Consider the following 17782-nt stretch of genomic DNA (forward strand, 5'->3'; position numbering starts at 1 on the left):
GAGGACTCAAATGATTTCTTTTCTTCTGTCTATTGTCGCTCTGGTCGCAGGCTACTTCATCTATGGCAAGATCGTCGAGTCGAAGTTCGGCGCAGATGAAAGCCTGACTACGCCAGCCGTTGTCATGAACGACGGCGTTGATTACGTTCCGCTTCCGGGATGGAAAATCTTCATGATTCAATTCTTGAATATCGCCGGTCTTGGCCCGATCTTCGGTGCCATAGCGGGTGCCCTGTGGGGTCCAGTCGCCTTCCTCTGGATTGTACTTGGCTCAATCTTTGCAGGCGGCGTCCACGACTATTTCTCAGGAATGCTTTCTGTCCGACACAACGGTGCGAGTATTCCAGAAGTTGTCGGCCATTATCTTGGCCCTGGCCTTAAGAATTTCATGCGCGGCTTCTCAATCATTGTACTTATTCTGGTAGGCGTCGTCTTCATTACCGGCCCTGCTGCCTTGCTTTCCGGCATCACCCCGCCGACCTTCAATAAGGTCTTCTGGATTTATGCCATTTTCGCTTATTATGTTATTGCAACCATGTTGCCTATCGATCAATTGATTGGTAAAATTTATCCCCTCTTTGGCGCAACCTTGTTGATTATGGCGGTTGGCGTCACTGGCGGAATTCTGTTCGGCGGTTACCAAATTCCCGAAATCCAGCTGGCCAACTTACACCCAAGCAACCTCCCGATTTGGCCGCTTATGTTCATTACGATTGCCTGCGGCGCAATCAGCGGCTTCCACTCCACTCAGTCTCCTATGATGGCAAGATGCATCACCAATGAACGGCAAGGTCGAAAAGTCTTTTACGGCGCTATGATCGCAGAAGGAATCGTTGCTTTGATCTGGGCTGCGGCAGCTATGGCCTTCTTTGGCAGCACTGGTGAGCTCGGTGCTCAGATGAGCGCGAACGGCGGACAAGCTTGGGTCGTCAATACGATTTCCAATACGCTTCTGGGCAAAGTCGGCGGTGTCCTCGCAATTCTCGGCGTTGTCGCTTGCCCGGTAACTTCAGGCGACACTGCCTTCAGAAGCGCGAGACTCACCATAGCTGATATGCTCAAGTACAAGCAAGGTCCAATCAAGAACCGTCTGATGATTTCGGTTCCACTCTTTGTCATCGGCTTCGCGCTGACTAAAATCGACTTTAACATCGTATGGCGTTACTTCGCATGGTCCAACCAAACCTTGGCTATGATCGTTCTTTGGGCAGCAGCGATGTATCTCTACCTCAAAAACCAGGTCCACTGGATCGCAACGGTTCCTGCAACCTTCATGAGTGCCGTTTCCATAACTTATATCCTAATCGCACCTGAAGGCTTTAAACTCCCGGCTTCCTTCGCGTACCCTGTCGGTATAGCTGTCGCAGCTGCTTTCCTTGTCCTGTTTCTCAACACGGCCAGCAGAAAAAAGCGTGCCGCTACAATAAAGCAAAACGCGGAGAATGCTGCTTAATCCTTTGAAATGAACCGGTACAGAAGTCTGCACATCACCATCGGCAGAGCTCTATACCGGTTTTTTATTAAGAACGCATAATCAAAACAAGTCCAACTTGTATCGATACAATTTGAACTTTAAATCTTTTAATTGGCGTTAATGGGGGTATATATGGAAAAACCGGAGGAAACAAAGGAGGTGTCATCATGAACAAACTGTTACTTCCAGTTGATGGCGCGAAACTCAGCGAAAGAACCCTTGATTACGTCAAAGAGTTTTCCACCTCTCAAGGCTATGAAGTTACCGTATTGCACGTCATGGCTTACGAGGAAGCTCTGTCTCACCCTCATCTTGCGACAGTATTCGGACTCCACGGCGAAACATTTGAACATGTCGCCAACGAAATGGTTGCCAAGATCGCTCAGCAATTAAAGGACGCCGGCATTGAGAACGTTAAAACCAAAGTGCTTAAAGGCAATCCCGCTGCTGAGATTGTGGCCCTTGCAGAAGGCGAAGAATTCCGTATCGTTCTTATGAACACCCATGGTTTCGACGCAGCAAAACGCCTGATGATCGGCAGTGTGACGAATAAAGTGGTTCATAACTGTTATGTGCCAGTTCTCGTTATTCAGTAGCCACATGAACTTTACGGTCGCGCGCACCGATTCCTATAGGTATATTGACGATAAAGCAGTTGAGAGCCTAAAGTCTGCAATGTCCTCCGGGATTGCAGATTAAGGCTCTCCATAATACATTTAAGGAGGTCTGGACAATGAGAAAGCTTCTTCTTCCAATTGACTCATCCAATGTTCCTGACAGACTCAAAGAGTATCTCAAGGATTTCGTGTCTTGCCTCGATTATGAAGTGACACTTCTCAATATCATTCCGCTTGACAGAAACCTTGTTCATGGCGACCTGATTGGTGTCTACGACTTAAACCGCGAAAAATTTGAAGAGACCGCGCAAGAGATGCTTAATTTAGCTGAGGCTTCACTTCGCGAAGCAGGCATCACTAATATTAAAAAAATGCATGTTACCGGTGATCCTGCTCAAATGATCGTACGCATTGCAGAGACTGAGGACTATCACATGATCATGATGTGCACCCATGGCATGGGCGCAGCCAAACGTCTCCTGATTGGCTCTGTTACAAACAAGGTTGTTCACCATTCAGAAATCCCTGTTGTCGTCATTCGCTGACAACAACATGACAGACAACCCAAAAACTGAGAAGATCCGCCGACCAAGCCGTATGACTTGATCCGCGGATCTTTTTTCGTAATATTATTCAGGCTTTTTCCGATGGTCAGAGGAGCTACTCCACGACAACCGCCGTACCAGATGCGGTCACCATCAACATGTTCCCAGCCTGTCCGAGCACCTCATAATCGATGTCCACACCTACAATTGCGTTGGCGCCAAGCGCGCCGGCCCTGCGTTCCAATTCCTGCATAGCCTGATTTCTCGCATCTATAAGCTCGCCTTCATAGGATCCGGATCGTCCGCCAAAGAAATTGGTCAGCCCTGCCGCAAAATCTTTGATAAAGTCTACCCCTGAGATGACCTCTCCAAAGACTACACCTTTGTAAGCGATTATTTTTTTTCCTTCTATACTTGGGGTCGTGGTCACAATCACTGACGCTCAGCCTCCTTATTGTACTTTACTCGACAGTTACACTCTTGGCGAGATTGCGTGGTTTGTCCACATCATTGCCTCTCGCTGCCGAAACATAATAAGCCAACAGTTGAAGCGGAATAATGGACAATAGCGGTGCAAGTTCATCCATGGTGTGCGGAATATAGAACACTTCACTGGCGTACTTCTCAATCTCCGTGCGGCCTTCCTGAGCAATCGCCACAACGTGTGCGCCTCGGGCTTTGACTTCGAGCATATTGGAGCACATTTTCTCAAAGAGGCGTTCTTGAGTCGCGAGTGCCATGACCAGCGTTCCCTCTTCGATAAGCGCGATCGTGCCATGCTTCAGCTCACCTGCTGCGATGGCGACGGAGTTGATATAAGAAATTTCCTTGTATTTGAGGGAGCCCTCAAACGAAGTTTCAACATCCACACCGCGGCCCATAAAGAAAACCGACGTATTGTCCTTTTGAAGCTGTGCCATAGCTTTGCAGACATCCGCATTTTTAAGTACGGCCTCAACTTTCTTGTCCATGACCTTCAGTTCATCCAGAATTTCGTGATATATAGGGTCAGTCATTTTTCCGGTCAGTCTGGCCATATACAATGCGATCAGGTAGAACGCGATCAACTGGGTGGTGTATGCTTTAGTCGACGCGACCCCTATCTCAGGTCCTGCCCATGTGTACAGCACATCATGGCTCTCACGCGTCACAGAGCTGCCCACAACGTTGACAATGCTCAGAATCCTGGCGCCTTTTCTCTTGGCTTCCCTGAGCGCTGCCAGTGTATCCAAGGTCTCCCCTGACTGTGATACTGCAATGAACAGTGTTTTGTCATCAATAAACGGATCTCTGTATCTGAACTCCGAAGCGACTTCCACGCTCACCGGAATGCCCGCAAAGCGCTCAATGGCGAATCTTCCAACCAAACCCGCGTGATAAGCGGTGCCGCACGCCACAATATAGACGCGGTCAAAAGCTTCAATTTGCTCTTTTGAAAGCTTGATCCCGTCGAGCACGATGCCATCTTCCTTGTCCAGTCTCGGAAACAGGGTGTCGCGAATAGCCTTTGGCTGCTCGAAGATCTCTTTAAGCGTAAAGTGCTCAAAGCCTTCTTTTTCAGCAGAGTCAATGTCCCAGGTGACCTGATAGATGTCGCGCTTGACCTCGTCGCCCTTTTCATCCCAAATAGTCACCTTGTCTTTTGTTAAAAGTACCGTTTCGCCATTCTCGATCAGGTAGATGTTGCGGGTGTACTTCAGAAGCGCCGGGATATCCGAAGCTATGAAATTCGCATCCGTTCCAAGCCCAACGATTAAAGGGCTGTCCTTTCTCACAGCGACAATTTTATCCGGCTCAAACTGGCAGATGACGCCCAATGCATAGGCGCCCTCCATGACTTCCACCGCTTTGTTGACAGCTTTCAGAATATCTCCGTCATAGTAAAAATCGATCAGGTGCGCTATAACTTCTGTATCCGTTTCAGACTTAAATTCATAACCTTTTTCCTGTATAAGCCATTCTTTAATCTTCATGTAGTTTTCAAGAATCCCATTGTGAATGACAGAAATAGTTCCGCTTTGGTTCAAATGCGGATGGGCATTTGGAACTGTTGGCGCCCCATGGGTAGCCCAGCGGGTATGACCAATGCCCACATGCGCAGAAATGGGATCTTCATTCATCAGGTTTTTCAGCCCTTCAAGACGGCCTTTGATCTTCCTGACTTTGAGTCCCTCACCGTCAATGACTGACAGCCCTGCGGAGTCATAACCTCGATATTCCAGTCGCTCCAGGCCGTCCAGCAAAAAAGGGACTGCCTCCTGACTTCCAATATAACCTACGATCCCACACATAATTTTATTCTCCTTTTTTATGTTTTTGGCATCGCGCAAAAAGAAACAGGACACTGCGACTGAGTCCCAATAGGCTTCATTACATACCGTCCCATTCCATTTGTCCCCAGGATCACTCCTAAGCTTTGGGAATGTTTTCGGTCACGGCTGACCGCGGGGGCATCCGCCGAAATTTCGATAAACCCCGTCCTCGTCAACTGCCAGTCGAATAAGTTATGGCAGTTCTGGCGCTTTGCTTTTACATCGCAGTTCTATCCAATTAACGGCTTTCCACCCCTCCTTATGGCCGCTTCTTTTTGTGTCAATAGCCTTTTACATTATATCATTGTTCTCCAGCGGATGTGTAACAAATTAGGAAATAAGTAAATCATCACAGCGGTACCAAAATTTTGCCGCCTATCTCCCGATTCCATATTGAATATTTCGTTCGCGTAGAGCAGGAATCACGGTGAAATAGAGCAGGCATCTCGGTAAATTTGAGCACCTATTTCGGGAACAGAGCAGGTCATACTATTAATGGATATGCCACCGAAGTGGCATACCCACGATTACTTATTGAATTGGTTAAAAATCATCATATCTGGCTGGCAACTCGATACCCTGCTTATCCAAAATGCTTTTCAGAATCCCGTTCTCAGTCCGCAATTCTCCTATCTCAATCAAAACTTGCTGGTGTGCAGACAATAATTGATCAAAAATCTCATGAAGCTCTTCGTATCTTGCTTTGTAATTTTCTATATCCATTAGTAGGAACCTCCAATACTGTTGGATTTCAAACCGTGACGCTCTCTCATTGACATCTTACCCTTGATGAAAATCTCATATGAGTTATGCTTTATACGGTCTATAATCGCTTCAGAAACAGTACCGTCTTCTGAGGTTCCAATTCGTTCATACCACCCTGGCGGATCGATTTGAGTACAAAAAATCATTGAGCCATTTCTTGTTCTTGCTTCAATGATTTCAAACAACTCCATAGCCTGATCGGTTGAAAGCGGTTTGAGCAGCCATTCATCAAGGATCAGCAAATCAACCTTCTGGTAAGCTTTGATCAACTTCTTATAGGTCCCTTCTCCCTTCGCAATGGTCAGATCATTCAGCAGTTCTGGTAATCGGATATATTTGACCTTAAAAAAGCTTCTGCAAGCTGCATTGCCTAAGGCACATGCAAGATACGTCTTACCGCTGCCGGCAGCACCCTTCAACAGGATATGATGTCCATCAGATATGTAGCGACAAGTTGACAGTTGAAGGATCTCAGATTTCACCAGTTCTCTATCCGCATGGTATTCGATATTTTCTACACATGCATCTGGGAAACGAAAAGATGCTGTTCTTATTGCCCTTTGAAGTTTACTGGATCGTCTTTTTTGATATTCTGCATCCACAATCATTCCAAAACGATCATTGAAAGTCAGGCCGTCGTAGGAATGGTCACTGCTTTGATTTTCAAATGCATCTGCCATGGCGCTTAACCGCATTAAATGGAGTTTCTCAACGGTAGGTTGGTTAATCATTTGATTTACCTCCTCCGTAGTATGCGGCACCCCTTGTAATGCCATATTGACCACCACTTGGTTTAGATGCTGGTTTATCCTTTTCAGGTTTTACTCGATCCTGTCCTGTTTTAAGGATCATCTGTATGTTTTTAAGGCTGGGACTTGGTGTATATGCAAGCGCGCGCAAACAGGCATCTTCAATCCGTTCCACGGAATACTTATCTGCAAGCTTCATTAAGGATTTACATGAGGAGTAAGATTGCCTTTCCACTTTGTTTGCTGCAAGGAGCGCTTTCATAACGGTTTCCGTAGAATGTCCAACCTCACTTGCCCATTCAACAAAATTTGTGGCAGTGTATGCAAGGTATTGCCGGTGAGCTTCAGGCATATGTTCTGGCAGTATAACCGGATCACTTATTCCAAACTTTCTGGTATGAGAGGCTATCCTATTGTTGTGGAAGAATGCTTCAATGGCTTTTCCTGTATATCTGATGTCCACCTGTTTTCCGATAAACTCATATGGAACTGAATACTTGTTTCCATCCACAGTTATGAGATAATCGGGTTGTATGGTTGCTTTCGCCCAGACAGCAATTTCATACATGGAAGCAGGTAATGGCAGTAGATAGGATTGTTCCTCCTCTACAAATGCAGTCAGCCTGCTTCCATTCTTTTTTTGAAACGGTTTTGTGTTGAATTCTTCAAGTTTCTCTCCAATGGCAATATTTAATTCATTTAGGCTGAAGAACTTTCTATTGCGTAATGCTGCAATGATCCAAGTTGAAATCACGCCGACAGCTCCTTCAGCACTTGGCTTATCTTTTGGAGAATATGGTCTAGCCGGAATAATTGCAGTGCCATAATGCTCTGCCATTTCTTGATAAACTCTGTTGAGGACTAACTCGTTTCGCGTGTTTTGAATAACGCCAGTTTTTAAATTATCAGGGACAAGTATTCTTGTTACTCCACTGAAAAATTGATATGCATGCATGTGGGCAGTGACCCAGTTTTCTGTAATTGTTGAGGTGAAGGCTTCAGCGTAACTGTACAAACTACAAGGCAAAGTTGCAACAAACACATAAGCTTTATGGGGTTCACCTGTTATATCGTCAATGATTGATAAGGTGGTTCCGGCCCAGTCAACTTCTAATAATTCAGCTGGCTTGTGTTTAATCCTCATTGTTGCTTTCGTTTTATAAACGAATGCCTTGTAATAATCGCAAAACTGGGTGTATTGGTATGGAATTGATTTTTCTGATTCGCATTGTTCGCAATACTCGCTCCATAGTAAAGTGAGTGTCACACCAGGTTTAGCCATCTCTTTGTGAATGTAAGCATAATCTGGTATCTTTCGGCCTGATTCGCTAATCCTACCTGGATAAAGAATACCTCTGATGTCGCCGTCTGTCAGATCCTCAGGTAAAGGCCACTTTAAAAGACCCTTTTCTTCAGCAAGGCAACATACTTCGGCGATCGTGTTCCTGGAGCTGCGAACACTTGAAGAAATCTGACTGTTACTGTGATGCTGGCATTTAAGTCTGATGATTTCTCGATAATTCACCACAATTATCGACCTCCAACAAAAATTTACACAACGAAGTGTGCATATTTCTATTATAAAGTCGAAATGATGAGTTGCTCTGTTTGTCGTGATGCCTGCTCTGATTTACCGATATGATTGCTCTAAATCAGCGTGAAGGGTGCACTGCTCAACCGAAATATTCACATATAAAGGAAAAGCAGCGCTTCAGTTTCAAGCGCCGCTTTAAATGAGCTTTTTTATGCCGATGGTTATGATTCAGCTAAAGCCGTGCATCCGCGAAGGCTAACAGACGTGCACAAACAAAAGTGATCCCGTACAGAAGAGAGCTTGCTCTCTGATGAACGGGATCACTTTTGTTTGTATAGGGCGCAGCCCGCGACCAGAGTGAAGCGAAGCGGAACTCTGGGGCACGTCTTTAAGCTTGAGGTGAAAAATTGGATCCACTCACAGAAGAGAGCTTGCTCTCTGATGAACGGGATCACTTTTGTTTGTATAGGGCGCAGCCCGCGACCAGAGTGAAGCGAAGCGGAACTCTGGGGCACGTCTTTAAGCTTGAGGTGATATATTGTACACTGCCCACACCACTTTTATCCTAAACCCTGTGCCATATGACATAATTAAGAGTTCTAAGCTTTCCCCAGCCTGGATTCAATTAGGCCGACCAGCTCAGCGGCATATTTTTCAAGCAGCGCCTGATCGTCGCCCTCAATCATAACGCGCACCAGCGGCTCAGTCCCCGAAGGTCTGATCAGCACACGACCCCTTCCGTGAAACGCAGCCTCAACCTCTGCGATTCTCGCTGCAATTACAGCGTCTTCCATGTAAGTATGCTTAAACTCGTTTTTGATCTTAGCGTTTTTTAGTACCTGAGGGTAGACCTGCATGACGCCTGCCAGCTCTGACATTTTCTGTCCGCTTTTCTTGAGCGCTGCCAATAACTTAACGGCCGTCATCAACCCATCACCAGTCGTGTTGTGATTCAGGAAAATGATATGTCCAGACTGCTCGCCGCCGAGCACGTATCCGTTTTCTCGCATGGCTTCCAGGACATAACGGTCTCCCACCTTTGCGCGAAGCGCCTTCATGCCGCGTTTCTCCAGCGCTTCTTCAAATCCGATGTTGCTCATGACCGTACTGACCACCGTCTGGTCTTTCAGCATATTGGCTTTCTGCAGCTCAATTGCACATATGGCCATGATTTTGTCGCCGTCCACCAAAATACCATTTTCGTCCACAGCAAGGCAGCGGTCCGCGTCCCCATCAAATGCGAGGCCAGCGTCATAGCCCCCGTTTCTGACGATTTCACCAATGACCTCCGTATGCGTTGACCCGCAGTTCTTGTTGATATTGATGCCGTCTGGTATATGATGAAATGCATCTACCTTCGCGCCTAAAGCTCTCAACGTCGTTACCGCAACTTCGGATGAAGCCCCATTGGCGCAGTCGATCGCAATGTGAAGACCTTCCAGATCGGTGTCGATCGTCGAGGCAACGAACTCAGAATAGAGATCATTGGCCTTGTACACTTCAGTCTTTCTCCCAATTTTTAGTCCGCTTGGCTCAATTTCAATATCTTTGCCGTTCAGAATATAATTCTCAATTTCCTCTTCTATTTCGTCAGAGAGCTTGAATCCTTCAGAGTTAAAAAATTTGATGCCATTATATTCTGCCGGGTTATGTGACGCAGAGATCATAACGCCGGAATCCAGCTTCAAATGTCTGACTAAGTAAGCAATCGCCGGCGTTGGAACTACGCCCACTTTAATGACATCACAGCCTGCGGATAAGATTCCAGCTATCAAAGCCGACTCAAGCATATCGCCAGACACTCTGGGATCTTTGCCTATGATAAGCCTCGACTTCGCATGATGATTCTGCTTTGTGAGGACATAGGCTCCAACTCGTCCAAGCTTATAGGCAAGCTCATTGGTCAACTCCACATTTGCGATTCCTCTAACACCATCTGTACCAAATAGTTTTCCCATAAAACGCTCCTTACAGTTTTTTTAGTCCAAAGCTGCTGTCCCTGGCTTCAATAGCCTTCTTATAATCCTGATACTGATCAAATTCTCCAAGCGGTGTTCCGAACACAATTCGCTCAAGGCTTCCACGGACGCTGGAGAAGATGTCTTTGGTGCTGTTCCCAAAATCATCCGGATGATCGGCATAAAAGCGGTTGAGCATATTGAGGATGCCTCGCGCTTTTTGTCGGTCATAGGAACGGTCAAGGAGTTTTTCGATATCTCTGAGACTCTTTGTATTGATCTCAATATGCTCTTCTGCCTGTTCCAGAATCAACTTCATATAGCCAACCAGACACGCGTCACCTATGCAAGTACTGCAAGCGGCTTCACCCTTGCAAAGAAGCTCGACTTCGTTTCTGAGTGTTCCGGCAAAGATTTTGAGCGCCTCGGCCCTTCTTTGAAACTGTGTTTTCTCTATTGTGGCGAGTTTGCGTTGGAACGTAATTATTCTAAAGTAAGACAAGATGGCTATGCCAAGAATCAATGGCATCCAAAAACTCCACGTCCAGGCTGATGTCAGCGGGCTCACGAAGAGCTTCTGCAGGCCAAAGAACATGAACACTGCAAATGCACCCATTTTTAAATAGAGCTCTTTGATTTTGTCCCCAAGCTTAATCCCGACGAGAATGCCAATCAGACTCGTCAACACCATGCCCGTCACTGTCCCTGCCAAGATCACCAAAGGCCACTGAGCCCCTGCCGATAGTGTCAGCGCCGTCAGCTGTGTCTTATCACCAAGCTCACCTAAAAAAAACGCCAGAGAGACGGTCAGAACCGGACCATAGGCAGCCTTGACCTCCTCTTCCTCGGACTCTTCTGCTTGCAGAGACCAAAAGGCAAAAAAAACAAAGAGCAACCCTGCGACTAACTGCAGCCAATCCATGGGCAAATAGCGGCTGAGCAAAGTGCCAAAAGCTATGGCAAGGCCATGATTCAGCGCTGCACCCAACGCCACCCCTATCAGGATCTGGCGAATTTTAAACTTCGTGGCGAACGCCATGGACAAAATCTGAGTTTTGTCGCCCATTTCAGCTATGAAAATCAGCGCCGCCGCCTGAAAATACTCAGCAAACAAAAAAATTCCCCCAACGTTCATATTCACTAAACTTCATTATACCACAAATGCTGGAAAGGAAGAAGGGGCATTGGGTGCGGCCCCAGAATCCTTCTTATGTCCGTTGGCGCCGCCTTACATCCTGTATCATGTACCTTCGCCAATTTAAACAGCCCGGGGATCCCCGGGCTGCACACAACACAACTATTATGCTCTAAGTGACTTGATGAATGCCGCACCGCGCTCAAGGGCCTCTTTGTTGAGCGGTACCAAATGCGCTTTGCTTTCTCCGAATACCTTCTTAAAAGCCTCAAGAATGCTGCCAGTTTCAACAGGCTTCGCCAATTCGAGATAAGCGCCCAGCATCACCATGTTGGCAATTCTAGGATTTCCGAGTTCGTTGGCTATTTCATTTGCCGGTATATAGTAAGCGCGAACGTCCTCGCGCATGACCTTCTTTGTGATCAATGAGCTATTTACCAGGATCATGCCGCCCGCCTGAACGTGGCTCTCAAATTTGTCTAGAGAAGGCAAATTCATGACAATTGCAGCCGTGGCATCGTTGGTTATAACTGGTGAACCAATCATTTGCTCAGAGACGATCACATTGCAGTTTGCTGTACCGCCGCGCATTTCCGGACCGTAAGACGGAAGCCAGGAGACCTCTTTATTTTCAAGCATGCCTGCATAAGTCATAAGCTGGCCCATAGACATGACGCCCTGTCCTCCGAAACCTGCGCAAATTACTTTTTCGTTAATCATCCTACTTTGCCTCCTCTGGTTTTCTGAAGTTGCCAAGCGGATAGTAAGGAATCATGTTCGCCTGGAGCCATGCGAGGGAATCCACAGGTGTCATGCCCCAGTTTGTAGGGCAAGTTGACAGGACCTCAACAATTGAAAAACCTTTGCCTTCAATTTGACACTTGAAGGCTTCGAGGATCGCTTTCTTCGCTTTTCTGACGTTGGCAGGCGTATCCACAGAGACGCGCTCAACAAATGCAGCCCCGGGGATTGTGGCCATCATTTCAGCGACCTTGAGCGGAAATCCGCAGGTATCAGCGTCTCTGCCATAAGGCGAGGTGGTGGATTTTTGCCCGACCAGCGTTGTCGGTGCCATTTGTCCGCCCGTCATGCCATAAATAGCATTGTTGACAAAGATCGTGGTGATCTTTTCCCCGCGGTGTGCCGCGTGAATGATCTCCGCTGTGCCGATAGAAGCCAAATCGCCATCCCCCTGGTAAGTCCAAACGACATTATTAGGGTGAACGCGTTTTACTCCGGTCGCGACCGCAGGCGCCCTGCCATGGGAAGCCTGATGCATATCGCAGTTGAAATAGTCATAGGCAAGCGCAGAACAGCCGACTGGGCAAACCCCAATCGAGTCATCGAGAACGCCAAGTTCTTCAAGGGCTTCAGCGACTAGTCTGTGAATTATTCCATGAGTACATCCCGGACAGTAATGCGTCTGAACGTCTGTTAAACCACGCGTCTTCTGAAATACAACCGCCATTACTTGACACCTCCAAGCATTTCCTTGATCTTGTCTGCTATTGCATCCGGTTCAGGGATCATACCGCCAGCTCTGCCATAGAACTCTACCGGAAGTCTACAGCTGGTTGCCAGCTTAACGTCATCAATCATCTGTCCCATTGACATTTCAACGACCAGAAGACCTTTACAGGATTCAGGCAATGACTCAAATGCGCGATCTGGGAACGGCCACAGGGTTTGAGGCCGGATCAGGCCTACTTCAATCCCCTCTTTTTTAAGAGACTCTATAGCGTTCTTGGCTATGCGGGAGGTTGTACCATAGGCGACAATGACAAGTTGTGCTTTATCCATATTGTATAACTCAGCACGCGCCTCGTTTTCCTTGATAGCTTTATATTTTGCCTGCAGTTTCACATTGTGGTCTTCGAGCTTGGCAGGGTCGAGGAACAAGGAGTTGATGATATTCGGCCCACGCTTCCCTTTTGTACCATCCGTAGCCCAGGTTTTTTCAGCGAGTTCATATTTAGACACATAAGGTTTAAATTCAACCGGTTCCATCATTTGACCAATCATGCCGTCGCCCACAACCAATACCGGGTTCCTGTAGTAATCCGCAGCATCGAAGGCTTCCTGAACCATATCTACCATTTCCTGAAGGTTTGCCGGAGCATATACCAGCAGCTTATAATCACCGTTGCCGCCGCCGCGTGTCGACTGGTTGTAATCTGACTGAGCAGGCTGGATTCCGCCGAGACCAGGACCGCCGCGCATGATGTTGACTATGACGCAAGGCAGCTCCGCACCGGCGATATATGTAATCCCCTCTTGCTTCAGTGCGATGCCCGGAGAGGAAGACGATGTCATAACCCTCGCGCCCGCGCCGGAAGCCCCATATACCATATTGATAGCCGCAACTTCGCTTTCAGCTTGAACAAAAACTCCGCCAGCCTTCGGCAATTCTCTGGACATATATTCAGGCACTTCATTCTGCGGTGTGATCGGATAGCCGAAGAAATATCTGCAGCCCGCATTAATAGCCGCCGCTCCGATTGCTTCGTTGCCCTTCATCAAAACTTTTGCCATGATGGATCCCTCCTTGGTAGATTAGACCATTTCCCTCTCAACAGTAATGACCAGATCCGGACAAATCGTTGCACAATTCGCGCACCCTATACATTTATCCATCTCTGCCACAGATGCCGGATAATAGCCCTTGACGTTGATTCTGGTTCGATCAAGTGCAATGATTTTGACAGGACAGACTTCAACACACAATCCACAGCCTTTGCAGATATTTTCGTTGAACTCTACGTGTCCTTTAGCTTTTGCCACGCTGATTCCTCCTCGTTATCCTGTTCCATTTAGCCTGCATATTGACCTACATCCAAGCTTCTCTCATGTATAGTTCAAGCGGTAAGATGGTCCCCGCCAAAGACTTGGGCAGTTGCTCTGCCACGGTCGCTATCGCGCTGACATATCGAATTGGCAGTCCGGTATACGCCGAAACCTCCAGGACCAACGCCTGACCATACATCACATCCTGAACAGTCGTTTCCCTCAACATGTGTGTATTGTTGATGAGTCCAGTGACCTTTGCGCCGATGGTCGCTTCAATCCCACCAATATGGTCCATAACACCCTGAAGATCTTTCGTCTGTTCACGATTTCTATTGATCACGCAATACATGTCATATTGTCCCGGTTTTAAGTGATGCCTGAATTGTGCGACCGCCCTCGCTCCAATCGAATCCCCTCCGACATCCAGTACCACATGCGTGCTTAAATTTTCGAGCGGCGCGAAAATTTCAGCTGAAATCATCGGGATATCAATATTCGCGTTGTGGCCCCTTGAACTGCTGATGACATGGATCCCATGCTGTTCCAGCATTTCTGCTTTCTCTCTGGATCTGAAGTAAGGATTGACAATGTCGAGATCCGCCAGCGAAGTCTTCAATCCAGCCTGGGACATTGCCAAAGCATAATTAACCGAGAACTCCGTCTTGCCGCTTCCATAATGACCAATGATGACCCGGATTCTGCGATCCGCCAGTAGAGCATTCTGCAATTCTGTCACATCCTTCACATTAAAGGTATTGCTTTGGCTCTTCTTCCCCATTCAGAATCCTCAGTGCGCCTTCAACAAGGGCCGTCATTTCGTCTTCACCAGGATATTTCTTAACTGGCGCTATGAATTGAACTCTCTTTTCGATCCAATTGACAAACCTTTTATCATAAGCAATTCCACCCGTGATGAGAATCGCATCCACCTCACCCTTCAGAACTGCTGCACAGCTTCCAATTTCCTTGGCCACCTGATAGGCCATAGCCTGATAAATCAGTTCCGCTTCCTGATCCCCTGCGTCAATGCGTTCAGAGACTTCCTTCGCATTATTGGTTCCCAGATAAGCGACCAGGCCGCCATTTCCTGTGATTCTTTTCTTAATTTCACTCTGAGTCATTTTTCCTGAAAAACAGAGTTTAATCAAGTCCCCAACCGGAAGACTGCCGGATCTTTCAGGCGAAAACGGTCCCTCTCCATCCAAAGCATTATTCACATCAATGACACGACCTTGTTTATGGGCGCCTACTGAAATCCCACCGCCAAGGTGCGCGACAATCAGGTTGAGCGAATGGTAGTCGCGGCCCATTTCCTTCGCCGCCCTGCGTGCAACGGCTTTCTGATTGAGCGCATGGAAGATTGAAATCCGCTTAATTTCAGGGATGCCAGAGATTCGCGCAATGTCGTCAAGTTCATCTACCACGACTGGATCCACTATATATGACGGAATGTTGAGCTTTGACGCAATTTCATAAGCCAAAACACCGCCGAGGTTTGAGGCATGCTCACCCAGGACGCCCTGCTTGAGATCCTGCAGCATATTGTCCGACACTAGGTAAGTGCCGCCTTCAATTGGTTTAAGAAGTCCGCCGCGGCCGACGACCGAGCTCAGTTTCGTTAAATTGATTTCCTTTTCATTTAATACATCGAGAATGACATTTTTTCTGAATTCATATTGGTCAAAAATGTGCGCGTATTTGGAAATTTCCTCATTTGAGTGTCGAAGTGTCGTTTCAAACAAGCACTTTTCATTTTCGAAAATGGCAATCTTTGTAGACGTTGAACCCGGATTGATTGCTAAAACTCTATAAGTTGACATCAAATCACCTCTATTTCAAAGCTGCCATCAACACACCCAGTGCGATGGAGTTTAATTTTGAATCATCATCATCCGCACGGGAAGTTAACACAACCGGGGCTTTCGCACCTACAATAATGCCGGCACTTCTTGCCCCTGCCAAGAATGTAAGTGCCTTGTACAAGACATTTCCGGCTTCAATGGTCGGACACATCAAAATATCGACTTTACCACCCATTGGATCCTTGATGCCTTTAATCCTTGCAGCCTCCTCAGAAACCGCATTGTCAAGCGCGAACGGACCACCCACTTTACAGCCTTTAATGATGCCCTCTTGATTCATTCTGACCAGTTCAGCCGCGTCTACCGTCGCAGGCATTTTGTCATTGACCTTTTCTTTGGCGCAAATCACACCCACATTTGGGAGCTCGATGTCCAGCGCTTTCGCAACATCCAATGAGTTTTCTATAATCATCCGCTTAGTCTCAACATCCGGCGCAATATTCATTGCGGCGTCGGTCACAAACAAAAGCCTTGGGAAATTCGGAACATCAAATACAGCCACATGGCTCAAAGCGTTGCCGGTTCGAAGCCCGACTTCTTTGTTCAAAACAGCTTTTAATATGATGGCAGTGTCCACCAGACCCTTCATGACAAGGTGAGCCTTACCACAGGATACCAGCTCTACCGCTCTCAAAGAAGCTTCCGCCAAATCCTGAATGTCTTCAATTTGATAATGCTTTAAATCAATGTTTTGTCGACTGGCTATAGCTTCAATTTCTGATTTGTTTCCAACGAGGATTGCCTCAGCGATTCCTGCTTTTCTGGCGTTTTCTACTGCCAGCAATACATCCTCATCCTGAGCACAGGCAACGGCCAAAGTTTTAGGTCCTCTCAGCTTCGCAGCCTCAATAACTTCATCAAAGTTTTTAATCACCTAGTTCACCTCGTTTTCATATAGTTTCGCAGTCTCAATATCATTCAAAACTCTGAGTGCACTTTCATTTAAGGCCGTCATTTCGTCCTCACCCGGCTTTATGACGACCGGTGCTATGAATTCCACATGGGAAGAGATTAAGTCTGTCAGGTACTTAGAATACGCCACACCACCCGTTAATAGGATTGCGTCCACACGTCCTTCAAGAACTGCGGCCATGGCGCCAATTTCTTTCGCGATTTGATAGCCCATGGCATCAAAAATCAATTTTGCCTGAAGATCACCCGCTTCAATACGCTTCATGACCTCTCGGGCGTCATTGGTACCCAGATAACCTACCAATCCCCCTTTACTGTTGATCTTTGTTTTCAATTCCTTTTCTGTATAGGCGCCTGAGAAACACATTTTAACTACATCCCCAACCGGCAAGGTACCTGCTCTCTCGGGTGAAAAAGGCCCCATTTCATTGGCATTATTGACATCTACAATTTTTCCCTTGGTCATAGGCGCGACAGAAATGCCCCCGCCAATGTGCACCACAATCAAGTTCATGTCTTTTAGGTCCTTCTCTTGCTCTTTCTCATATCGATGCGCAGTAGCCTTAATATTCAATGCGTGAACCAACGATTTGCGTTTTATTTCCGGTATTCCTGATATTCGAGCCACTTCATCAAATTCATCCACAGCGACCGGATCCGAAATATAGGCCTTAACGCCCGCTTTCTTCGCAATCAAGTCAGCAATCAGACCTCCTAGATTTGATGCGTGCTGTCCTTGAATTCCAATTTTAAGGTCTTCCATCATAGCCTCTGTGACTTCATAAATACCGCTTGGCATAGGCTTTAACAACCCGCCGCGGCCGATGACTGCTTTAAGGGCGTTAAGACTGTAACCCGAGTTTTGATACCAGGTAAGTATCAACTCCGTCCTAAAATCAAACTGATCTGCAATTTGTTCGTATTTTGACAACGCCTCAGCTGAGTGAGTCAAATTCTCTTGAATAATCAAATCATTCTCTTTAAAAACAGCAACTTTTGTCGAAGTAGATCCCGGATTAATTACTAATACGAATTCTTTTGTCAAACGCAGTACCTCCCCTTTGGCATACACAAATACAATACGCAATTCCCATGCCAAAAATTAATAAAAAGCCAGTTGGACCATACTTTT

At 46.8% G+C, this 17782-nt stretch carries 18 protein-coding genes; 3 read left to right on the plus strand and 15 right to left on the minus strand.

The genetic code is table 11. The features are described 5' to 3' along the window. Nucleotides 1-10 precede the first annotated feature (10 nt). The 3 genes from AC4PHM_RS10170 (at nt 11) to AC4PHM_RS10180 (ending at nt 2636) form a co-directional block, all read left to right on the plus strand. The gene (locus AC4PHM_RS10170) at nt 11-1453 is read left to right on the plus strand and encodes a carbon starvation CstA family protein (RefSeq protein ID WP_492017704.1); all 1443 of its coding nucleotides are present in this window, start codon (nt 11-13) and stop codon (nt 1451-1453) included. 188 nt (nt 1454-1641) lie between these two features. After that, complete coding sequence (locus tag AC4PHM_RS10175) at nt 1642-2070, plus strand: universal stress protein (protein WP_492017705.1); 429 nt, start codon at nt 1642-1644, stop codon at nt 2068-2070. A gap of 137 nt (nt 2071-2207) precedes the next feature. Further along, on the plus strand, nt 2208-2636 hold the full coding sequence (locus AC4PHM_RS10180; RefSeq protein WP_492017706.1) for a universal stress protein: 429 nt from the start codon (nt 2208-2210) through the stop codon (nt 2634-2636). Between the two features lie 115 nt (nt 2637-2751). On the opposite strand, the gene AC4PHM_RS10185 is transcribed toward AC4PHM_RS10180, so the two are convergent. From AC4PHM_RS10185 to buk (AC4PHM_RS10255), 15 genes are all read right to left on the minus strand, one after another. Next, on the minus strand, nt 2752-3072 hold the full coding sequence (locus tag AC4PHM_RS10185; protein WP_492017707.1) for a putative heavy metal-binding protein: 321 nt from the start codon (nt 3070-3072) through the stop codon (nt 2752-2754). Between the two features lie 25 nt (nt 3073-3097). Then, a complete protein-coding gene (gene glmS / locus AC4PHM_RS10190) occupies nt 3098-4927 on the minus strand; it encodes a glutamine--fructose-6-phosphate transaminase (isomerizing) (RefSeq protein WP_492017708.1) in 1830 nt (609 codons plus the stop codon). A gap of 564 nt (nt 4928-5491) precedes the next feature. Further along, nucleotides 5492-5671, minus strand: coding sequence for a hypothetical protein (locus AC4PHM_RS10195; protein ID WP_492017488.1), 180 nt, complete (start codon nt 5669-5671; stop codon nt 5492-5494). Then, nucleotides 5671-6444: an IS21-like element helper ATPase IstB gene (gene istB, locus AC4PHM_RS10200; protein WP_492017487.1), complete on the minus strand. Its 774-nt coding sequence runs from the start codon at nt 6442-6444 to the stop codon at nt 5671-5673. The genes AC4PHM_RS10195 and istB overlap by 1 nt, the downstream gene beginning before the upstream one ends. Beyond that, complete coding sequence (istA, locus tag AC4PHM_RS10205; RefSeq protein ID WP_492017486.1) at nt 6437-7987, minus strand: IS21 family transposase; 1551 nt, start codon at nt 7985-7987, stop codon at nt 6437-6439. The genes istB and istA overlap by 8 nt, the downstream gene beginning before the upstream one ends. 608 nt (nt 7988-8595) lie before the next feature. Next, nucleotides 8596-9954: a phosphoglucosamine mutase gene (gene glmM / locus AC4PHM_RS10210; RefSeq protein WP_492017709.1), complete on the minus strand. Its 1359-nt coding sequence runs from the start codon at nt 9952-9954 to the stop codon at nt 8596-8598. A gap of 10 nt (nt 9955-9964) precedes the next feature. After that, nucleotides 9965-11068, minus strand: a complete 1104-nt coding sequence (locus AC4PHM_RS10215) for a TMEM165/GDT1 family protein (RefSeq protein WP_492017710.1) — start codon at nt 11066-11068, stop codon at nt 9965-9967. Between the two features lie 186 nt (nt 11069-11254). Further along, the gene (locus tag AC4PHM_RS10220) at nt 11255-11809 is read right to left on the minus strand and encodes a 2-oxoacid:ferredoxin oxidoreductase subunit gamma family protein (protein WP_492017711.1); all 555 of its coding nucleotides are present in this window, start codon (nt 11807-11809) and stop codon (nt 11255-11257) included. Nucleotide 11810: 1 nt separating this feature from the next. After that, entirely contained in the window at nt 11811-12557 is a 747-nt protein-coding gene (locus tag AC4PHM_RS10225) for a thiamine pyrophosphate-dependent enzyme (RefSeq protein ID WP_492017712.1), read from the minus strand. Further along, entirely contained in the window at nt 12557-13621 is a 1065-nt protein-coding gene (locus AC4PHM_RS10230; RefSeq protein WP_492017713.1) for a 3-methyl-2-oxobutanoate dehydrogenase subunit VorB, read from the minus strand. The genes AC4PHM_RS10225 and AC4PHM_RS10230 overlap by 1 nt, the downstream gene beginning before the upstream one ends. A 21-nt stretch (nt 13622-13642) precedes the next feature. Then, entirely contained in the window at nt 13643-13870 is a 228-nt protein-coding gene (locus tag AC4PHM_RS10235; RefSeq protein ID WP_291404474.1) for a 4Fe-4S dicluster domain-containing protein, read from the minus strand. A gap of 46 nt (nt 13871-13916) precedes the next feature. Then, nucleotides 13917-14654, minus strand: coding sequence for an ATP-binding protein (locus tag AC4PHM_RS10240; protein ID WP_492017714.1), 738 nt, complete (start codon nt 14652-14654; stop codon nt 13917-13919). Beyond that, nucleotides 14623-15699 (minus strand): butyrate kinase, encoded by a 1077-nt coding sequence (gene buk, locus AC4PHM_RS10245; protein WP_492017715.1) that lies wholly within the window; start codon nt 15697-15699, stop codon nt 14623-14625. Before buk (AC4PHM_RS10245) ends, AC4PHM_RS10240 begins: the two co-directional genes overlap by 32 nt. Before the next feature lie 7 nt (nt 15700-15706). Next, complete coding sequence (locus tag AC4PHM_RS10250; protein WP_492020494.1) at nt 15707-16609, minus strand: phosphate butyryltransferase; 903 nt, start codon at nt 16607-16609, stop codon at nt 15707-15709. A 3-nt stretch (nt 16610-16612) separates the two neighbouring features. After that, on the minus strand, nt 16613-17695 hold the full coding sequence (buk, locus tag AC4PHM_RS10255; RefSeq protein ID WP_492017716.1) for a butyrate kinase: 1083 nt from the start codon (nt 17693-17695) through the stop codon (nt 16613-16615). Between the last annotated feature and the right edge of the window lie 87 nt (nt 17696-17782).

The organism is Acidaminobacter sp. QWL-03 (assembly GCF_058683855.1).